A 15872-nucleotide genomic window follows, 5' to 3' on the forward strand; every position below is an offset into this window, starting at 1 on the left:
CCCGCCGCGCCTCGAGCTCGGCCTCCCCCACCAGGTCCAGCAGGTCGTGCACCCGCCGGGTGGGGACCCGGACGGTCGCCGACCCGGTGGGGACCGCCGGCTCGGCCGGGTCCGCGGCCGGCGACGGCGGGGCGGCCGGCCCGGACGCCGGCCGCGGCACGTCGACCGGGTTCACCCCGTTGAGCGCCGCATCGAAGGCGGCGGACAGCTGGTCGAGCTCCGCCGCGGTGACCGGCCGGGCCGCACCGGGCATGGCCCCGGAGATCCCGTCGAGGGCGGCGAGCAGCAGGTCGACGAGGTCTCTGCGGATCTCCTGCCGGCCGTCCCGCAGCTCACCGAGCAGGTCCTCGGAGCGGTGCGCCAGGAGCACCACCGGCTCCAGCGACAGGGCCCGCGCCGAGCCCTTGACCGTGTGGGCCTCGCGGCTCAGCGACGCCACCAGCTGCCGTGGCGCCGAGTGCCCCTCGAGGCGCAGCAGGCCGTCCCGCAGGGTGGCCAGCTTCTCGTCCACCTCGGCCCGGAAGATGGCCAGCAGCTCGGGGTCGTCGGTCCAAGCGCTCACGACCGGCTCCCGGGGTCCGGGGTCACGAGACGCGGAACTGGGCGATCGAGGCCCGCAGCTCGGCGGCCAGCACGTTCAGCTGGGCGGCCGCGGCGGCGGACTGCTTGGACCCGACGGCGTACTGCTGGGAGACGTCGGCCACCTGGGTCATCGCCGAGACCACTTGCTCGGACGCCGAGCGCTGCTGCTGGGTGGCGATCGAGATCTCCTTGGCCGCCGTCGTCGTCTCGTCCACCATCCCGGCGATCCGCTCGAGCGCCTCGACCACGTCCCTGGCCAGGTCGGCGCCGTTGTGGACCTCCTTGCTGCCGTCCTCGCTGGCCAGGATGGTGGCGCTGGTCTCGGCCTGGATCTGGGTGACGATCGCCTGGATCCGGCCGGCCGACTCCTGCGAGCGCTCGGCCAGCTTGCGGATCTCGGCGGCCACCACGGCGAAGCCGCGGCCGTGCTCCCCTGCCCTGGCCGCCTCGATGGCGGCGTTCAGCGCGAGCAGGTTGGTCTGGTCGGCCAGGTCGTCGATGACCTCGAGGATCCGGCCGATCTCCTGGCTCTTCTCACCCAGCGACAGCGCCCGGGTGGCGATGGAGTCGACCCGATCGGCGATCCGGTCCATGGCGGCCACCGAGGCCGAGACCGCCGTCCGGCCGTCCTCGGCGTACCGCAGCGTCTCGCCGGCGTACCGGGCCACTGCCTCGGCGGTGTCGGCGATCTGGGCGGCGGTCGCCGCCAGCTCCTCGATGGTCGAGCTGGTCTCGGCCACGGCCGAGGACTGCTGGGTCGCGCTGGCCGCGTGCTCCTCCGCGGTGGCCAGCAGCTCGACCGCGCTGGCCGAGATCTGGTCCCCGCCGCCGCGGATCTGCTCGACCAGCTGGCGCAGGTTCACCAGCGTGTTGTTGAACGACTGGGCGAGCAGGCCGATCGCGCCGTGGGCCTCCTCCGCTGGCCGCAGCGCGATGGGCGCGGAGACCGACAGGTCCCCGCCGGCCGCCGCGGCGAGGGCCTGCGACAGCTCGCTGACCTGCCCCTCGAGGGCGTCCCGCTCGCCCTGCGCCAGGCGCTCCTGCTGGAGCATCGAGACGGCCAGCTGGGCATCGATGATCATCATGCCGGGCAGCGCGACCAGCGCGACCAGACCGAGCGGCAGCGCCGCCGGCACCCAGGTGTGCGACAACAGCCCGGTGACGGCCACGCTGGCCGCCATCAGCAGCGCGAACAGGGACGTCTCGGTCCGGCCGAGGACGAGCGGGGCGAAGAGCACGACAACGGCCAGCAGCACCGACCCGACGCCGAGCAGGCCACCGCTCACCGTGGCCAGCCCGGTGATGAACACCAGCTCGCCCAGCATGACGATCCGGGCGACGCGCGTGACGGTGGCGATGTCCGCGCCGGCGCGCGCGCCGGTCACCGACAGCCAGGTGGTCACGACGGCGAGCAGCGCTCCGAACCCCGTCCAGGCCCCGACCGCCCACCAGTGCACGGCGGCCTCGTTGCGGAAGTGCTCGGTGAGGAAGGCACCGAGGATCCCGACCGCGAGCCCGCCCCACATGGCCGTGCCCGCCACAGTGGCGAGCCGCCTGGACACGTCCACGAGCACCCTCCCTCGACGGGCTGACATCGACACGACAGCCACGTGCTGTGCATCGGGCGGTGAGCGGTCGTCCTGTAGGCCGTTCGCGTGAACGGGGTCAGCCGGCGCGCAGGTCGGGCGCGAGCCGGGAGCGCAGCTGCAGGACCTCGCGCTCACCCAGCAGCGAGACCGGTCCCTGGCCGTCGTCCACCACGCCGACCACGAGGGCGGCGACGTCGGCGGTGGCCGTGGCGGGGACCGGCTGCGGGCTTCCCTCGATCGGGCTGAGCAGCCCCAGCACCGAGTCGACGAGCAAGCCCGCCTCGAACTGGTCGGCGGAGAGGATAACCAGCCGGGAACTGCTCGGGAGCGGGTTCTGCTCCTCCCCGAGCAGCGGCCGCAGGTCGAGCACGGGCAGCACCCGGCCGCGCCAGTTGGCCACCCCCGTGAGCCAGCGCGGCAGCCCGGGCACCCGCGTCGTCTGCGGTGCGGTGACCACCTCGGCGATGCCGGACAGGCCCACGGCGTATCGCCCCGCGCCGATCCGGACGACCACCGACTCGCTCACCTGCCGGTCATCGACCAGCCTGCCCCGCCCCTGAAGCCCCCTTCTCAGCGCCCGTTGCGGGCTCCAGGGCTGCTACCGCAGCCCGTCCGCCGGCAACGGCGCGGTCGGGGAGCGCAGGTCGATGGTGACCGGCTCGACCGGCTCGACCACCGGACGGCGCGGACCGGCCGCCTGGGCGGCTTCGAGGATGTCGGTGATCTGCCGACCGATCAGCTCGTGCCGCTCGAGCAGGGCGTCGCGCAGCGCCTCGACGAGGTGCCGGTTGTTCTCCAGGAGCCCCTTGGCGGTCACTTTCTGCTGCTGCAGCAGGTCCTCGACCCGGCGTCGGCCGTTCTCGTCCCCGAGCACCCGGCCGACGATGTTGGTGTCGGAGAAGCCGGAGTTCTGGATCGCCCCGTAGGAGATGAGCGTGTCGGTCATGCCCACGGCGCCCACCATCTGCGCGGCCACGTTCGTGGCGTAGAGCAGGTCACCACCCGGGCCGGTCGAGACGTCGCCGAAGAAGATCTCCTCGGCGCACTGGCCGCCGAACGCGATCTGGATCAGTGCCAGCATCTCCCGCCGGGACTGGGTGAAGACGTCCTCGGCGTCCCCGTGGGCCAGCAGGCCCAGGGCGTCCCGCCGCTTGATGATGGTGAGCACCTCGAGCCGCCGCTGGGGGGCGACCAGCCAGGCCATGGTGGCGTGTCCCGCCTCGTGGGTGGCGATCAGCCGCTTCTCGTGCACGGTGTAGCCGACCGGCTGGCCCAGCCCGATCTCCTCCACCAGCCGTGCCCTCTCCACGTCGGCCCGGTTCATGGCCGGGGCGTCCCGGCGGACGGCGTTGACCAGGGCCTCGTCGAAGAGGTGCTCGATCATCACCGGGGTGTAGCCCTGGGTCGCCGAGGCGATCGCGTCGCGGTGCTCGTCGTCGTCCAGCTCGGGCTCGTGCGACTTGCGGGCCAGGAAGTAGTCGATCAGCTCCCGCCGTCCCGTCTTGGTCGGTGACTCGAAGGTGAGCCGGCGGTCGAAGCGGCCCGGCCGGAGCAGCGCCGGGTCCAGGTTGTCCGCCCGGTTGGTGGCCGCGATGAGCAGAACCGTGGTGGCCGGCGGGGTCGGTCGCTGCAGCTGCCGGTTCTCCGGCAGGTAGAGGTTGGCCCAGTCGGTGACCTTGGCCTGGAGCTTCTGCCACCCGGTGGGCTCGTCGAAGGACTGCATCTGGACGAGCAGCTCGTTGACGACGCCGCCGACGCCCTCGGACACCATGCTGCGGTTCAGGACCGTGGCCGGCGTCCCCGCGGCGTACTGCGCCGGCAGCCCGATGAGGCCGCCGCAGCCGACCGGCAGGCCGGTGGCGCGCAGCCCCTCCGGCAGCGTGGTCGCCGACAGGCCACCACGAGCGACGGCGATGGCGTCGATCTCCTCGATGAACCCGATCGCGCCGCCCTCCGCCCGGGCCGCCTTGCGCAGCGCCTTGAAGTAGGAGCGGATCTTGCGTGCGGTGGCGCCGTAGTACATGGACTGGAAGGACGTCGCGGAGACGAACAGGAACGGCACCCCGGCCTCGCGGGCCATGGCCTTGGCCAGGTAGGTCTTGCCGGTTCCCGGGGCCCCTTCGAACAGCAGCCCGCGACGCGGGGTGCCGCCCATCGAGTCGGCGAACTTCCGGTGCGCCAGGAACAGGTTCAGCGAGCGGACGACCTCCTCCTTGACGCCGTCGATGCCCTTGATGTCGTCGAGCCGGACGTCGATCTGCTCGGGCCGGTACAGCACGTGCGGGGAGCGGCCGCCGCCGACGAACATGATCAGGACCGAGCCGATGATGGCCACCACGATGAGCAGCTGCATGGCCATGATCGAGTCGATGTGCGGCAGCGCGAACACGTTGAACGGGTCGTTGCGCAGGATCCGCAGCCACAGGAAGCCCGCCGGCACCCCCAGGATCACCGTGAGCGTGCGCAGCCTCCGCCGCCGCAACCGCTCCCGGCTGGCACCCACGTCCGTGCCGTCACGATGGACGAGCAGGGCGGGGTCTTCCTGGACCGACACGTACGCCTCCTGGGGGATGGGGGGACCGTGTGGACACCTCACCGTCAGTGTCGTGCCGCCGCGAGACGCCGCTCGCCGAGTTCACCCGGTTGGGCTATCAGGTGTGGACGTTCGGCCCAGTCGGGACTCGTTCACCGCCCGGCTTCACAGCCCGGCGAACAGGTCGCTCTCCCGGCGGTCCGCGCTGGACGGGTCGGGCCCCGCGGTGCCCTTGACCAGCCGGAAGTACTCCACGCCCATGGCCTCCGGCCCGATCTGGGCGGCGATCGAGAAGAAGACGCCGTCCACCTCCACCTGGCTGGCGTGCGCCCGCAGCGCGGCCATCTTGGTCGGCTCGAAGGCTCGACCGTCCAGCGTTGTAGTCACCAGGGCGTCGTCCACCGCCATCGGCAGGTCGTCGGCCGACTCGACACCGAAGAAGTTGCTGGCACCGGACGCCAGCAGCGCGTCGATGCCCTGCTGGACGGCGGACCGGGGCAGCGCCGTCCAGTAGACCTTGGGGATGTCCCAGGCCGGGCCCAGGTCGGGCCGGAAACCGGTGACCGCGGCGAGCTGCGCGCCGTACATGGCGACCCGGTGGGCCTGGATGTGGTCCGGGTGCCCGTAGCCGCCGAAGGTGTCGTAGGTGACCAGCACCTGCGGCCGGGTCTCGCGGACCACGGCGACGACCTCGGACGCCGCCTCGAGCAGGTCGGCCCGCCAGAAGCAGTCCGCCCGGTCGTTGGTCGGCTCGCCCATCATCCCGGAGTCCCGCCAGCGGCCCTCGCCGCCGAGGAACCGGTGGTCGCTCACGCCGAGGATCTCCATGGCGGTCGCGAGCTCCTGGACCCGGTGCGGGCCGAGCTCGTCGGTGTGCCCGGCGGCCAGGTGGGCGATCTCGGGCACCAGCACCTCGCCCTCCTCGCCCCGGGTGCAGGTGAGCAGGGTCACCTGGGCGCCCTCGGCGGCGTAGCGGGCCATGGTCACGCCGGTGCCGATGCACTCGTCGTCGGGGTGGGCGTGCACCAGCAGCATCCGTCGGTCGCTCATGGCGGTCATTGTCGTGCATCGGACGGCGTCGTGGATGATGCCTGCCATGCCCGAGACTGTCTCCTTCCCTCGCCTGTTCGCCCGTACCCAGCGCTTCACCCTGGGCGCGCCGAAGGCGTTCACCGTGCCGCCGGACGGCGCCCGGGTGGTCTTCCTGCGGACGGCGTCCGGCACCGACCGGGCCGGCGCCCTGTGGTGCTTCGACGTGGACGCCGGCCAGGAGCGCCTGGTCGCCGACCCGCTGGAGCTGCTCGAGCCGGGGACCGGCGAGGAGCTGTCGGCGGCCGAGCGGGCCCGCCGCGAGCGGCTGCGCGAGGGCGGCGCGGGCATCACCGGCTACGCGACCGACCGGGAGGCCCGGGTCGCCGCGTTCGCCCTGTCGTCGCGGCTGTTCCTCGCCGACCTGGTGGACGGCGGCGCGCGGGAGCTGCCGGCGTCCGGCGCGGTGATCGACCCGCGGCCGTCGCCGGACGGCGCGTGGGTGGCCTACGCGGCCGGCGGCGCCCTGCACGTGGTCGGGGCCGACGGCGACGGGGGCCGCGCGCTGGCCGAGCCGGGCGGCGACCTGGTGGCCTTCGGGCTGGCCGAGTTTGCGGCCTCGGAGGAGCTCGGTCGCTACCGCGGGTTCTGGTGGTCACCGGCGTCCGACGCGCTGCTGGTGGCCCGGGTCGACGAGTCCCCGGTGCCGGTTTGGCACATCGGGGACCCGGCCAACCCCGACCGTGAGCCGGCCGCGCACCACTACCCCGCCGCCGGCACGGCCAACGCCGACGTGACGCTGTGGCAGCTGCGGCTCGACGGCGGGCCGCGCACCGAGGTCACCTGGGACCGCGAGCAGTACCCGTACCTGGTGACCGTGCACTGGTCGGAGTCCGGCGCCCCGCTGCTGCAGGTGATGACCCGGCGGCAGGACCGGTTCGCCGTGCTGTCGCTGGACCCCGACACCGGTCGGACCGCCATGCTGCGCGAGGTGGCCGACCCGGCGTGGGTGGACGTCGTGCCGGGCACGCCGGCCTGGTGGGACGGCCGGCTGCTCACCGTCGAGGTGGTCGACGACCGGTACGCCCTGTGCGTGGACGGCGTCGCGGTGTCGCCGGCCGGCGTCCAGGTGCGGGCCGTGGCCGACGTGTCCGGTGACGTGCTGGCGCTCGGGACCGAGGGGCTGGGCGAGCAGCACGCCTACCGGCTGTTCGGCACCTGGTGGGAGCGGCTCACCGACCGGCCAGGCTGGCACTCGGCCCGCGGGGCGTCGGGCACGCTCGTCGTCGCACGGACGGCGCTGGACGGGCCGCTCGCCGAGGTCGTCGTCACGCGCAACGGGGTCGAGGTCGGTCGGATCGCGTCGCGCGCGGTCCAGCCGCCGCTTCGGCCCACGGTGGAGCTGCTGCCGGTCGGTGAGCGAGAGATCCCGACCGCCGTGCTGTGGCCGGCCGGCTGGTCGGCCGCGGACGGCCCGCTGCCCGTGCTCATGAACCCATACGGCGGCCCGCACGGCGCGCAGGTGGTGGCCTCGCAACGCCCGTTCCTGGAGTCACAGTGGTGGGCCGACCAGGGGTTCTGCGTGGTCGTCGCCGACGGGCGGGGCACCCCGGGGGCCCCGTCCTGGGAGCGGGCCGTGCGGCTCGACGTCGCCACCGTGGTGCTGGAGGACCAGGTGGCCGCGCTGCGAGCCGTCGCGGCGGCGCACCCCGGCGCGCTCGACCTCGACCGGGTGGCGATCCGCGGCTGGTCGTTCGGCGGGTTCCTGTCGGCGCTGGCCGTGCTGCGGCGTCCGGACGTGTTCCACGTCGCGGTGGCCGGCGCCCCGGTGACCGACTGGACGCTGTACGACACGGCCTACACCGAGCGGTACCTCGGGCTGCCGCAGGAGCAGCCGCAGGCGTACGCCGTCAGCTCGCTGCTCGACGACGCGGCGGGGCTGAGCCGGCCGCTGATGATCATCCACGGGCTGGCCGACGACAACGTGGTCGCCGCGCACTCGCTGCGGCTGTCGTCGGCGCTGCTCGCGGCCGGGCGGCCGCACACGTTGCTGCCGCTGTCCGGGGTCACCCACATGACCCCGCAGGAGGTCGTCGCCGAGAACCTGCTGCTCCTGCAGCGCGACTTCCTCCTGTCCTCCCTGCGACCTGTCAGGGTGAGGACGACGCATAGCTCGTCCTCACCCTGACAAGTGCTAGCGCCTGGCGCGGGAGCGGGTCTTCTCGCGGGAGGTCTGGTCGAGGACCACCTTGCGCAGCCGCACGGTCGCCGGGGTGACCTCGACGCACTCGTCCTCGCGGCAGAACTCCAGTGCCTGCTCCATGGACATCTGCTTGTGCGGGATCAGCGGCACCAGAATGTCCCCGGAGGACTGCCGCATATTGGTGAGCTTCTTCTCCTTGGTCGCGTTGACGTCCATGTCGTCCGACCGCGAGTTCTCCCCGACGATCATGCCCTCGTACACCTCGGTGCCGGGGCCGACGAACATGGTGCCGCGCTCTTGCAGGTTGGCCAGCGCGAACCCCGTCGTGGGCCCCCGCCGGTCGGCCACCAGCGAGCCGGTGGGCCGGGTCCGCAGCTCCCCGTGCCACGGCTCGTACTTCTCGAACACGTGGTGCAGCAGGCCGGTGCCCCGGGTCTCGGTGAGGAACTCGGTGCGGAACCCGATCAGGCCTCGGGCCGGCACCAGGTACTCCATCCGGACCCAGCCGGTGCCGTGGTTGACCATCTGCTCCATGCGCCCCTTGCGCAGCGCCATCAGCTGGGTGACCACGCCGAGGTAGTCCTCCGGGATGTCGACGGTCAGCCGCTCCACCGGCTCGTGCACCTTGCCGTCGACCAACCGGGTCACGACCTGCGGCTTGCCCACCGTGAGCTCGAAGCCCTCCCGGCGCATCAGCTCGACCAGGACGGCGAGCTGCAGCTCACCGCGCCCCTGCACCTCCCAGGTGTCCGGACGCTCGGTCGGCAGCACCCGGATCGACACGTTGCCGACCAGCTCGGCGTCCAGCCGGCTCTTGACCAGACGGGCGGTCAGCTTGCTGCCGCTCTGCCCGGCCAGCGGCGCGGTGTTGATGCCGATGGTCATCGAGATCGACGGCTCGTCGACCGTGATCACCGGCAGCGGGCGCGGGTCCTCGGGGTCGGCGAGGGTCTCCCCGATGGTGATCTCGGGAATCCCGGCGACGGCGATGATGTCGCCGGGGCCGGCCGAATCGGCGGGCACCCGATCGAGCGCCTGTGTGACGAGCAGCTCGGTGACCTTGACCCGCTCGACACTGCCGTCGGTGCGGCACCAGGCGACCTGCTGGCCCTTGCGGATGGTGCCCTCGTGCACCCGGCACAGGGCCAGCCGGCCCAGGTACGGGGAGGCGTCCAGGTTGGTCACGTGCGCCTGCAGCGGGGCGCCCTCGCTGAACCTCGGCGCCGGGATCGTCGACAGGATCGTGGCGAACAGCGGCTCGAGGTCGGTCGAGTCCGGCATCCCGCCGTCGTCCGGCCGGTTCAGCGAGGCCCGGCCGGCCTTGGCCGAGGCGTAGACGATGGGGAAGTCGATCTGGCGCTCGTCGGCGTCCAGGTCGAGGAACAGCTCGTAGGTCTCGTCCACCACCTCGCCGATACGCGCGTCCGGGCGGTCCACCTTGTTGACGACGAGGACGACGGGCAGCCGCTTCTGCAGTGCCTTGCGCAGCACGAACCGGGTCTGCGGCAGCGGCCCCTCGCTGGCGTCCACGAGCAGCAGCACGCCGTCGACCATCTCCAGGCCGCGTTCCACCTCGCCACCGAAGTCGGCGTGGCCGGGGGTGTCGATGATGTTGATTGTCACCCCGCCGTGCCGGACCGCGGTGTTCTTCGCGAGGATGGTGATGCCCTTCTCGCGCTCGAGGTCCATCGAGTCCATGACCCGCTCGTGGACCGACCCCTCGTCGGCCTGGTGCGAGGTGAAGGCCCCCGACTGCCACAGCATCGCGTCGACCAGCGTGGTCTTGCCGTGGTCGACGTGGGCCACGATGGCCAGGTTGCGCAGGTCTTCGCGGGTGGGCATGCGGGAACGCTCGTTTCCGGTCGGTGGGCGGTCCATTCAGGGTACGCGGTCAAACCGGGACACCCGGACCACGCGCACGGCAGGCTGGTGCCATGACCGACCAGCCCCAGTCGCGGTGGTCCGACTTCTTCGACGTCGAGGCGCCGAGCTACGACAGCTACCCGTTCGCCCGGGCGACGACGGCCGAGGTCGACTTCCTGGTCGAGCTGCTGGGGCTGCGGCCCGGCCAGACCGTCCTGGACGTCGGCTGCGGGACCGGTCGGCACTCCCTCGAGCTGGCCAGCCGCGGCCTGACCGTCACCGGCCTGGACCTCTCCGAGGGGATGCTCGCGCAGGCCCGCACCTGGGCGGCGTCCGCCGGCGTGGCCGTGGAGTGGGTGCGGGCCGATGCCACCGACTTCGACCTCGGCCGCCGCTTCGACGCCGTCGTGTGCCTGTGCGAGGGCGCGATGGGCCTGCTGGGCAGCACCGACGACCCGCTCGCCCAGCCGCTGGCGGTGCTGCGCTGCGTGGCCGCGTCGCTCGAGCCGGGCGGCGGCTGCGTGTTCACCGTGCTGAACGGCTACGCGCTGGCCCGTGGCGCCACCCCGGAGTCGGTGGCCGCCGGGGACTTCGACCCGCTGGCGCTCGCGGTGCGCACCGAGATCACCTCACCTGACCCCTCAGCACCGCCGTTGCGGGAACGCGGGTTCGTGCCCACCGAGCTGATTCTGCTCTTCGACGTGGTCGGCCTCGCGGTCGACCACCTCTGGGGCGGGACGGCGGGGAGCTGGGGACGCCGGCCACCCGAGCTGGACGAGATCGAGCTGATGGTGGTGGCTCACCGCCCCGCGTCTGTCTGGGTGAGGACGGTCTATACGCCGTCGGCACCCTGACAGGTCGAAGCGGCGGCCCGCACTGGGGCACGGTCGCCCGGCAGCCAGTCCACGGAGTCCAGCTCGGCCGGCGCCAGCCAGCGCAGCTCGTCGTGGTCCTGCAGCGGCAGCGGGTCGGCGGCTGGACCGGTGAGCCGCGCGTTCCAGACCCGCAGCACCAGCCCGGGGACCAGCGGCCAGTCCGCGCCGACCCGAGCGGTCAGCTCGACCGCCACGCCGAGCTCCTCGCGGATCTCGCGGAGCAGGGCCTGCTCGTCCGACTCCCCCGGGTCGACCTTGCCCCCCGGCAGCTCCCAGCCGCCGGCCAGCGCGGACGGGGCGCTGCGCCGGGCCGCGAGCAGTCGGCCGCTGCGCCAGATCGCGGCCCCCACGACGATCTGCGGCTCGTCCACGGGACGCCACTCTGCCAGGCTCGCCGTATGAGCAGACTGCTGGAGCCCGCGGAGATCGACCGTCAGCTCGCCGACCTGCCCGGCTGGGCGAGCGACGGGGAGTTGTTGTCCCGCACCGTCGAGGCGCCCGACTTCATGACCGCGATCATCGTCGTGGACGAGGTCGCGGTGGCCGCCGAGGTGATGAACCACCACCCGGACATCGACATCCGCTGGCGCCGCGTGCGGTTCGCCCTGTCGACGCACTCGGCCGGCGGCCTCACCCAGCTCGACGTCGAGCTGGCCCACCAGATCTCCGAGATCGCCCAGGCCCGAGGCGCCTCCTGACCCCAGGGGTCAGGAGGACGCGACCCAGACCCTGGTCGCCGCCGGGGCCCCCGCACCCAGCGCGTTGCCGGCCACCACGGACACCGGCTGGCTGCGGGCGGGGACGACGGTGAACAGCGCGGCGTAGGTGGTCGGCGCGACCACGACCCGCATCCCGGCGACCGTGATGATGTACCCGCTGATGGGCAGTCCGCCGTTGCTCGCCGGCGGCCGCCAGCGCACGGTGACCGACCGGTGCGCCGTCGTCACGGTCAGGCCCGCGACCGGACCGGGGGTCATCGCGACGACGACCGGAACCGCGGCCGTGGGTCCGGCCGAGGAGACCACCCGGTAGGAGCCGGACGACGTCGGCACGATCCGCCAGCCGACCGTACCGGCCGCGCTGGCCACGCCGGACGCCACCGACGACCACACGCCGCCGTCCTGCCGCTCCAGTGAGACCGGCTCGCCGGGGACCAGGCTGGCCGCGCGGACGAACAGCGGCGAGCCCCGCTTCAGCAGCCGCGGCGCGACCGTGACCGTGGCCGGCACCGTCCCCGGCGCGGCCGTCACCGCCGCCGAGCTGTTGGTCAGCGCCAGCCAGGTGGTGCCGCTCACCGGGGTGGTGATCCCGACCGTCGCCGAGCTGTCCGTGGACGTGCTCGTCGCCGTGAGCCCGGAGTCCGAGACACCCGCCCCCCTGGGCACGATGACCGTGACCCAGGACAGGTGGCTGCCGAACTGGGTGGAGCGGACGGACGGGGCCGGGGACAGCTGGCCATACGCACTGCTGTTCCAGCCCCGCAACGGGGAGTTCGCCCCGCTGACGACGTCCTGGCCGTCGCTGCCGCCGGTGAACAGCAACGAGACGTTGGCGCCGGCCCCGGTGCTCGAGACCATGTCGGGGGTCACTGCGGTCCCTCGGTCAGGGCCGAGTCCCCACTGCTGGGAGGCCTTCACCAAGGTCGCCGAGACCAGCCGGTCCCACACCACGAACAGGTTCCGGGCCCGGTCGTAGACGATGGTCCTGGTCAGCGTGACGCCGCGGTAGCCGCGGTCGACGACGGTGGTGACGTCGAACTCCCCAGTGCTGGCGTTGACCAGCGTGGGCGCCGGGTACGTGCTGCGGGCGACCCCGTCGACGACCACGACGTTGTGCGCGGCGCGGGAGACCACGTAGTTGCGGGTCGCGCCGTCGGAGTAGCGCCACTGGCCGACGTCGAAGAGCAGCTCGCTGCCCTGCGAGTAGAGGGTGAGCGCGCCGCTGTCGTCGTGCGCGTGCGCGACGCCGGAGCGCGGGCCGAAGCGCACGCTGTAGAAGGTCTCCTGCGAGTTCGGCTGCTGGGTGCCCCAGCCGGACCGGCCGAACACGTACCCGCCCGAGTAGGTGGCGTAGGTCTGGGTGGGCGGGGTGCCGCTTTGTCCGCCGGTCGCCGTCCACTCGGCCGCCGTGCCGGTCCACAGTCCGGCGGGCAGCGGGGCCGGGGTGGTGTCGCCGAGCGCCTCGAGCTTGCCGTCCGGGCGCACCGCCTGGGCCAGGAAGGCGGGCACCAGGGACACCCGGCGCAGCGTCGACGGGACGGCGAGCCCGGTCCGGCGGATCCGCTCCGCGGCGTCGATGAACCACTGGTAGTTGTCGACGGCATAGGCGGGCGCGCCCTCGCCGTCCGAGCCGTCGTTCTTGATCAGCCGGACCGCCAGCGAGCTGATCCGGCTGACCGCGATCCGCTCCCAGTCCGGCCGGCCGATGGCCGCGCCGATCGCGAGCAGGCCCATCGACTGGTGCAGCGAGGCGTTGTTGGATCCGTCGTAGTTCGCCGGCCAGGCCAGCCAGGCGCCGGTGGAGTACAGCGCCTGCCGCAACAAGACGGTCGCGTTGCCCGGCACCGCCGCGGCGCAGGTGAGGACCAGGGCCCGGTACCCGACGACCATGGGGAGGTTCCACGCCAGGGACCGGGTCGGCCCGGTCGCCGGGTTGTCCTTGATCCAGTCGGCGAGCACGGTGTAGAAGCGCACCAGCATGGCGGTGTTGTGGGTGCGGACACCCTCGCGCAGCAGTGGCAGCAGGTAGTACAGCGCGTGCATGTAGCTGTCGCCGCTGCTGTCCAGCGTCGACACCGGCCGCCAGGTCGGGTTGGCTGCCAGCGTAAACGTGCCGTACCGGCCGAGGTTCACGCGACCCTGCATGAGTGCGGCCGCGGTCGCGGCATCCGTGCTGTTCGGCAGTCCGAAGCTCATCGCGCACTGCTTTGCGGCGGCGGCCTGGTTGACCGGCGGCGGGGCCGTCGCCGCCTGCGCGGGCGCCGAGAGCATCGTCCCGACGAGCGCGAAGACGGCCGCAGCGGAGGCCAGCAGGGACAGTCGGCGGGCAGCGGTTCCGGGCACGGGCGACAACCTTCGGGTCGAGCGGGCGGGGCGGCGAACCCGCCCAAGCATGCCGCAAAGCGGAAAGTCGGACGGCGGTTGACGCGCGCCGTGACGGTTTCCCCGATGATGTTGGTCCGGAAGCACCGTCCCACTAGCGTCTGCTGTGCCGCAGTCGCCCGGCTGCGCCCCCCCGTGGCTTGGGCGGCTGCGGTCTCATGCTTGACGCTTTGGGGTGCCGCCGATGGCACGCCGTCCATGGCAAAGACCTGGCAGGCGACCCTGTTCGACTCCGGCGACCCGCGGCGGATCGCTGACTTCTGGCAACAGGCCCTGGGCTGGCGTCGTTGGGCGCGCGCCGCATCGACATCGGGCAGGGCGAGCAGTCCTGGGTGGTGATGGCTGACCCGGACGGCAACGAGTTCTGCGTGCTGCGTGCGCCGCGGCCCGAGGAGGTCGGATCCAGCGCGACCTGACCCGGTCAGGCAGGCTGGGCCCCATGGACATCGACGTCATGCTCTGCGACCACGCGGAGGCCCTCGAGGGCAAGCTCTTCATCAACGGGGCCGCCATCAACCTGCTCTTCGTCAGCCCGCAGCCACCGCACGTCGTGGCGTTCAGCGTCGCAGCCGTCGTCCAGGTCCCCTACAACGCGACGAACGAGCCGCACACGATCGTGGTGCGCCTCCTCGACGAGGACGGCCGACCGGTCCTCCCGTGGGTTTCCGACGGTGCCCCGCCGCCGGTCCCGGTCGAGATGCAGACGACGTTCACGGTGGGCCGGCCGCCGATCCTGCCCCCGGGGGAGGCGCAGACTGTGCCGGTGGCGTTCAGCCTGCAGAGCCTCCCGCTGGGGCGCCTCGGCGCCTACGCCGTGGTCGTCGAGGTGGACGGCGAGCCGGTGCGGCAGCTGCCGTTTCGGCTGATGACGACGCCCCAGGCCCAGCCTGGGCCGGGGATCCGCCCGACCGACCTGCCGCGCCTGACGTAGCCGGCGACGGGCGCGGCGCAAGGGGCCGGGTGGCGCAGCCGGGGGGACCAAGTCCTCTGGGTCCGGGACCGGTCGCCCGGGCACGGTGGAAGGGACCGAATCGGATCCGAGCGGGAGGTGGCCCGATGTCACCGATTCTCAGCGAGTCGGACCACTGCGACGCCTGTGGTACCCAGGCCTTCGTCAAGGCGACGCGAGACGGGCAGGTGCTGCTGTTCTGCGGCCACCACGGCCGGCAGCACCGGGTCGAGCTCGTCGCCCGCGGATGGGTCGTCACGGACGAGATGCACCGCATCGAGGGCGACACCCGGACCGCGGCCCACGTCTGACCGGCACCGCTGCCCTCCCGGCCGGGCCGGGCTAGCGTGTGGCCGAGTCGTCGTCGAACGGGGTTCTCATGGGTCGGGTCGTGCTGGTGACCGGCGAGTCCGCCGGACTGGGCCGGACCACCGCCGACCTGCTGGCGCAGCAGGGCTGGACGGTGGTCGGCGCGAGCCGTCGGGGCACCGGCGGTCCGGGCTGGCGGGGCCTGGTCATGGACGTCGACAGCGACGAGTCGGTGGCGGCCGGCGTCCGGCAGGTGCTCACCGACCACAGACGGGTCGACGCGCTCGTCACGGCGGCCGGCTGGGGGCTTGCCGGACCCGCCGAGACGACGTCGCTGGGCGAGGCCAGGGCCCAGCTGGAGACGAACTTCTGGGGCACCGTCCGGGTCACCACCGGGCTGCTGACGCACCTGCGCGCGAACGGTGGCGGTCGGGTCGTGCTGATCAGCAGCATCGGCGGTCGGATCGCGATCCCGTTCCAGTCGTATTACAGCGCCAGCAAGTTCGCCCTCGAGGGCTGGGCCGAGGCGCTGGCCTACGAGGTCGCCCCGTTCAACGTCGGTGTGACGCTGGTCGAGCCGGGCAACTTCCGGACCGACTTCACCGCCAACCGGCGGGGCGCCGCCGGCCCGAGCGGCCCCTACGAGGCGGCCCTCAGGCTCGCCGTCGCCGTCATGGAGCGCGACGAGCGCAACGGCGCGGACCCGGCCGAGGTGGCGCGGGTGGTCGCCCGGCAGCTGCACGCGGACACTCCCCGGCGGCGGGTGTCCGCCGGGAAGTGCGGGGAGCGGGTCGGGCTGGTCGCCAAGCGATTGCTGCCCCACCGCTGGTTCGAGGCGG

General features: G+C 73.0%; 14 protein-coding genes and 1 pseudogene. 7 read left to right on the top strand and 8 right to left on the bottom strand.

Features of this window, described 5'->3' with window-relative positions; translation table 11 throughout:
• The 5 genes from VIM19_15970 to mshB all read right to left on the bottom strand — a co-directional run.
• Positions 1–562: Hpt domain-containing protein (locus tag VIM19_15970; protein HEY5186352.1), on the bottom strand; the 562-nt coding region annotated here is incomplete at its 3' end.
• Between the two features lie 22 nt (positions 563–584).
• Entirely contained in the window at positions 585–2144 is a 1560-nt protein-coding gene (locus VIM19_15975) for a methyl-accepting chemotaxis protein (protein HEY5186353.1), read from the bottom strand.
• Positions 2145–2247: 103 nt separating this feature from the next.
• Positions 2248–2697, bottom strand: a complete 450-nt coding sequence (locus tag VIM19_15980; GenBank protein HEY5186354.1) for a chemotaxis protein CheW — start codon at positions 2695–2697, stop codon at positions 2248–2250.
• A 72-nt stretch (positions 2698–2769) separates the two neighbouring features.
• Complete coding sequence (locus VIM19_15985; GenBank protein ID HEY5186355.1) at positions 2770–4725, bottom strand: AAA family ATPase; 1956 nt, start codon at positions 4723–4725, stop codon at positions 2770–2772.
• Between the two features lie 144 nt (positions 4726–4869).
• Positions 4870–5763 (bottom strand): N-acetyl-1-D-myo-inositol-2-amino-2-deoxy-alpha-D-glucopyranoside deacetylase, encoded by an 894-nt coding sequence (mshB, locus tag VIM19_15990; GenBank protein ID HEY5186356.1) that lies wholly within the window; start codon positions 5761–5763, stop codon positions 4870–4872.
• A 28-nt stretch (positions 5764–5791) separates the two neighbouring features.
• Between mshB and VIM19_15995 the strand changes: the two genes are divergently transcribed.
• Positions 5792–7921, top strand: coding sequence for a prolyl oligopeptidase family serine peptidase (locus tag VIM19_15995; protein ID HEY5186357.1), 2130 nt, complete (start codon positions 5792–5794; stop codon positions 7919–7921).
• 6 nt (positions 7922–7927) lie between these two features.
• Here VIM19_15995 and typA read toward each other — a convergent pair whose 3' ends face one another.
• Positions 7928–9778 (bottom strand): translational GTPase TypA, encoded by a 1851-nt coding sequence (gene typA, locus VIM19_16000; GenBank protein HEY5186358.1) that lies wholly within the window; start codon positions 9776–9778, stop codon positions 7928–7930.
• Between the two features lie 92 nt (positions 9779–9870).
• Here typA and VIM19_16005 point away from each other — a divergent pair, with 92 nt between their 5' ends.
• The gene (locus tag VIM19_16005; protein HEY5186359.1) at positions 9871–10653 is read left to right on the top strand and encodes a class I SAM-dependent methyltransferase; all 783 of its coding nucleotides are present in this window, start codon (positions 9871–9873) and stop codon (positions 10651–10653) included.
• On the opposite strand, the gene VIM19_16010 is transcribed toward VIM19_16005, so the two are convergent.
• Entirely contained in the window at positions 10632–11045 is a 414-nt protein-coding gene (locus VIM19_16010; GenBank protein HEY5186360.1) for a (deoxy)nucleoside triphosphate pyrophosphohydrolase, read from the bottom strand. The genes VIM19_16005 and VIM19_16010 overlap by 22 nt on opposite strands.
• Before the next feature lie 27 nt (positions 11046–11072).
• On the opposite strand from VIM19_16010, the gene VIM19_16015 reads away from it, so the two are divergent.
• The gene (locus VIM19_16015; protein ID HEY5186361.1) at positions 11073–11372 is read left to right on the top strand and encodes a 4a-hydroxytetrahydrobiopterin dehydratase; all 300 of its coding nucleotides are present in this window, start codon (positions 11073–11075) and stop codon (positions 11370–11372) included.
• A 9-nt stretch (positions 11373–11381) separates the two neighbouring features.
• On the opposite strand, the gene VIM19_16020 is transcribed toward VIM19_16015, so the two are convergent.
• A complete protein-coding gene (locus VIM19_16020; GenBank protein HEY5186362.1) occupies positions 11382–13736 on the bottom strand; it encodes a heparinase II/III family protein in 2355 nt (784 codons plus the stop codon).
• 317 nt (positions 13737–14053) lie between these two features.
• Between VIM19_16020 and VIM19_16025 the strand changes: the two are divergent.
• The 4 genes and pseudogenes from VIM19_16025 to VIM19_16040 form a co-directional block, all read left to right on the top strand.
• Positions 14054–14191, top strand: a pseudogene (locus VIM19_16025) (VOC family protein).
• Between the two features lie 23 nt (positions 14192–14214).
• Positions 14215–14706 (top strand): hypothetical protein, encoded by a 492-nt coding sequence (locus VIM19_16030; GenBank protein HEY5186363.1) that lies wholly within the window; start codon positions 14215–14217, stop codon positions 14704–14706.
• Between the two features lie 125 nt (positions 14707–14831).
• Positions 14832–15035 (top strand): hypothetical protein, encoded by a 204-nt coding sequence (locus VIM19_16035; GenBank protein HEY5186364.1) that lies wholly within the window; start codon positions 14832–14834, stop codon positions 15033–15035.
• Positions 15036–15103: 68 nt separating this feature from the next.
• The coding region (locus VIM19_16040) for an SDR family oxidoreductase (protein HEY5186365.1) at positions 15104–15872 on the top strand (769 nt) is incomplete at its 3' end.

Source organism: Actinomycetes bacterium (assembly GCA_036510875.1).
Taxonomy (GTDB): domain Bacteria; phylum Actinomycetota; class Actinomycetes; order Prado026; family Prado026; genus DATCDE01.

Excerpts from the sequence above, each read along its gene's own strand:
- mshB (HEY5186356.1), bottom strand. The coding sequence starts at position 5,763 with ATGACCGCCATGAGCGACCGACGGATGCTGCTGGTGCACGCCCACCCC.
- VIM19_15995 (HEY5186357.1), top strand. The coding sequence starts at position 5,792 with ATGCCTGCCATGCCCGAGACTGTCTCCTTCCCTCGCCTGTTCGCCCGT.
- typA (HEY5186358.1), bottom strand. The coding sequence starts at position 9,778 with ATGCCCACCCGCGAAGACCTGCGCAACCTGGCCATCGTGGCCCACGTC.
- VIM19_16005 (HEY5186359.1), top strand. The coding sequence starts at position 9,871 with ATGACCGACCAGCCCCAGTCGCGGTGGTCCGACTTCTTCGACGTCGAG.
- VIM19_16015 (HEY5186361.1), top strand. The coding sequence starts at position 11,073 with ATGAGCAGACTGCTGGAGCCCGCGGAGATCGACCGTCAGCTCGCCGAC.
- VIM19_16030 (HEY5186363.1), top strand. The coding sequence starts at position 14,215 with ATGGACATCGACGTCATGCTCTGCGACCACGCGGAGGCCCTCGAGGGC.
- VIM19_16035 (HEY5186364.1), top strand. The coding sequence starts at position 14,832 with ATGTCACCGATTCTCAGCGAGTCGGACCACTGCGACGCCTGTGGTACC.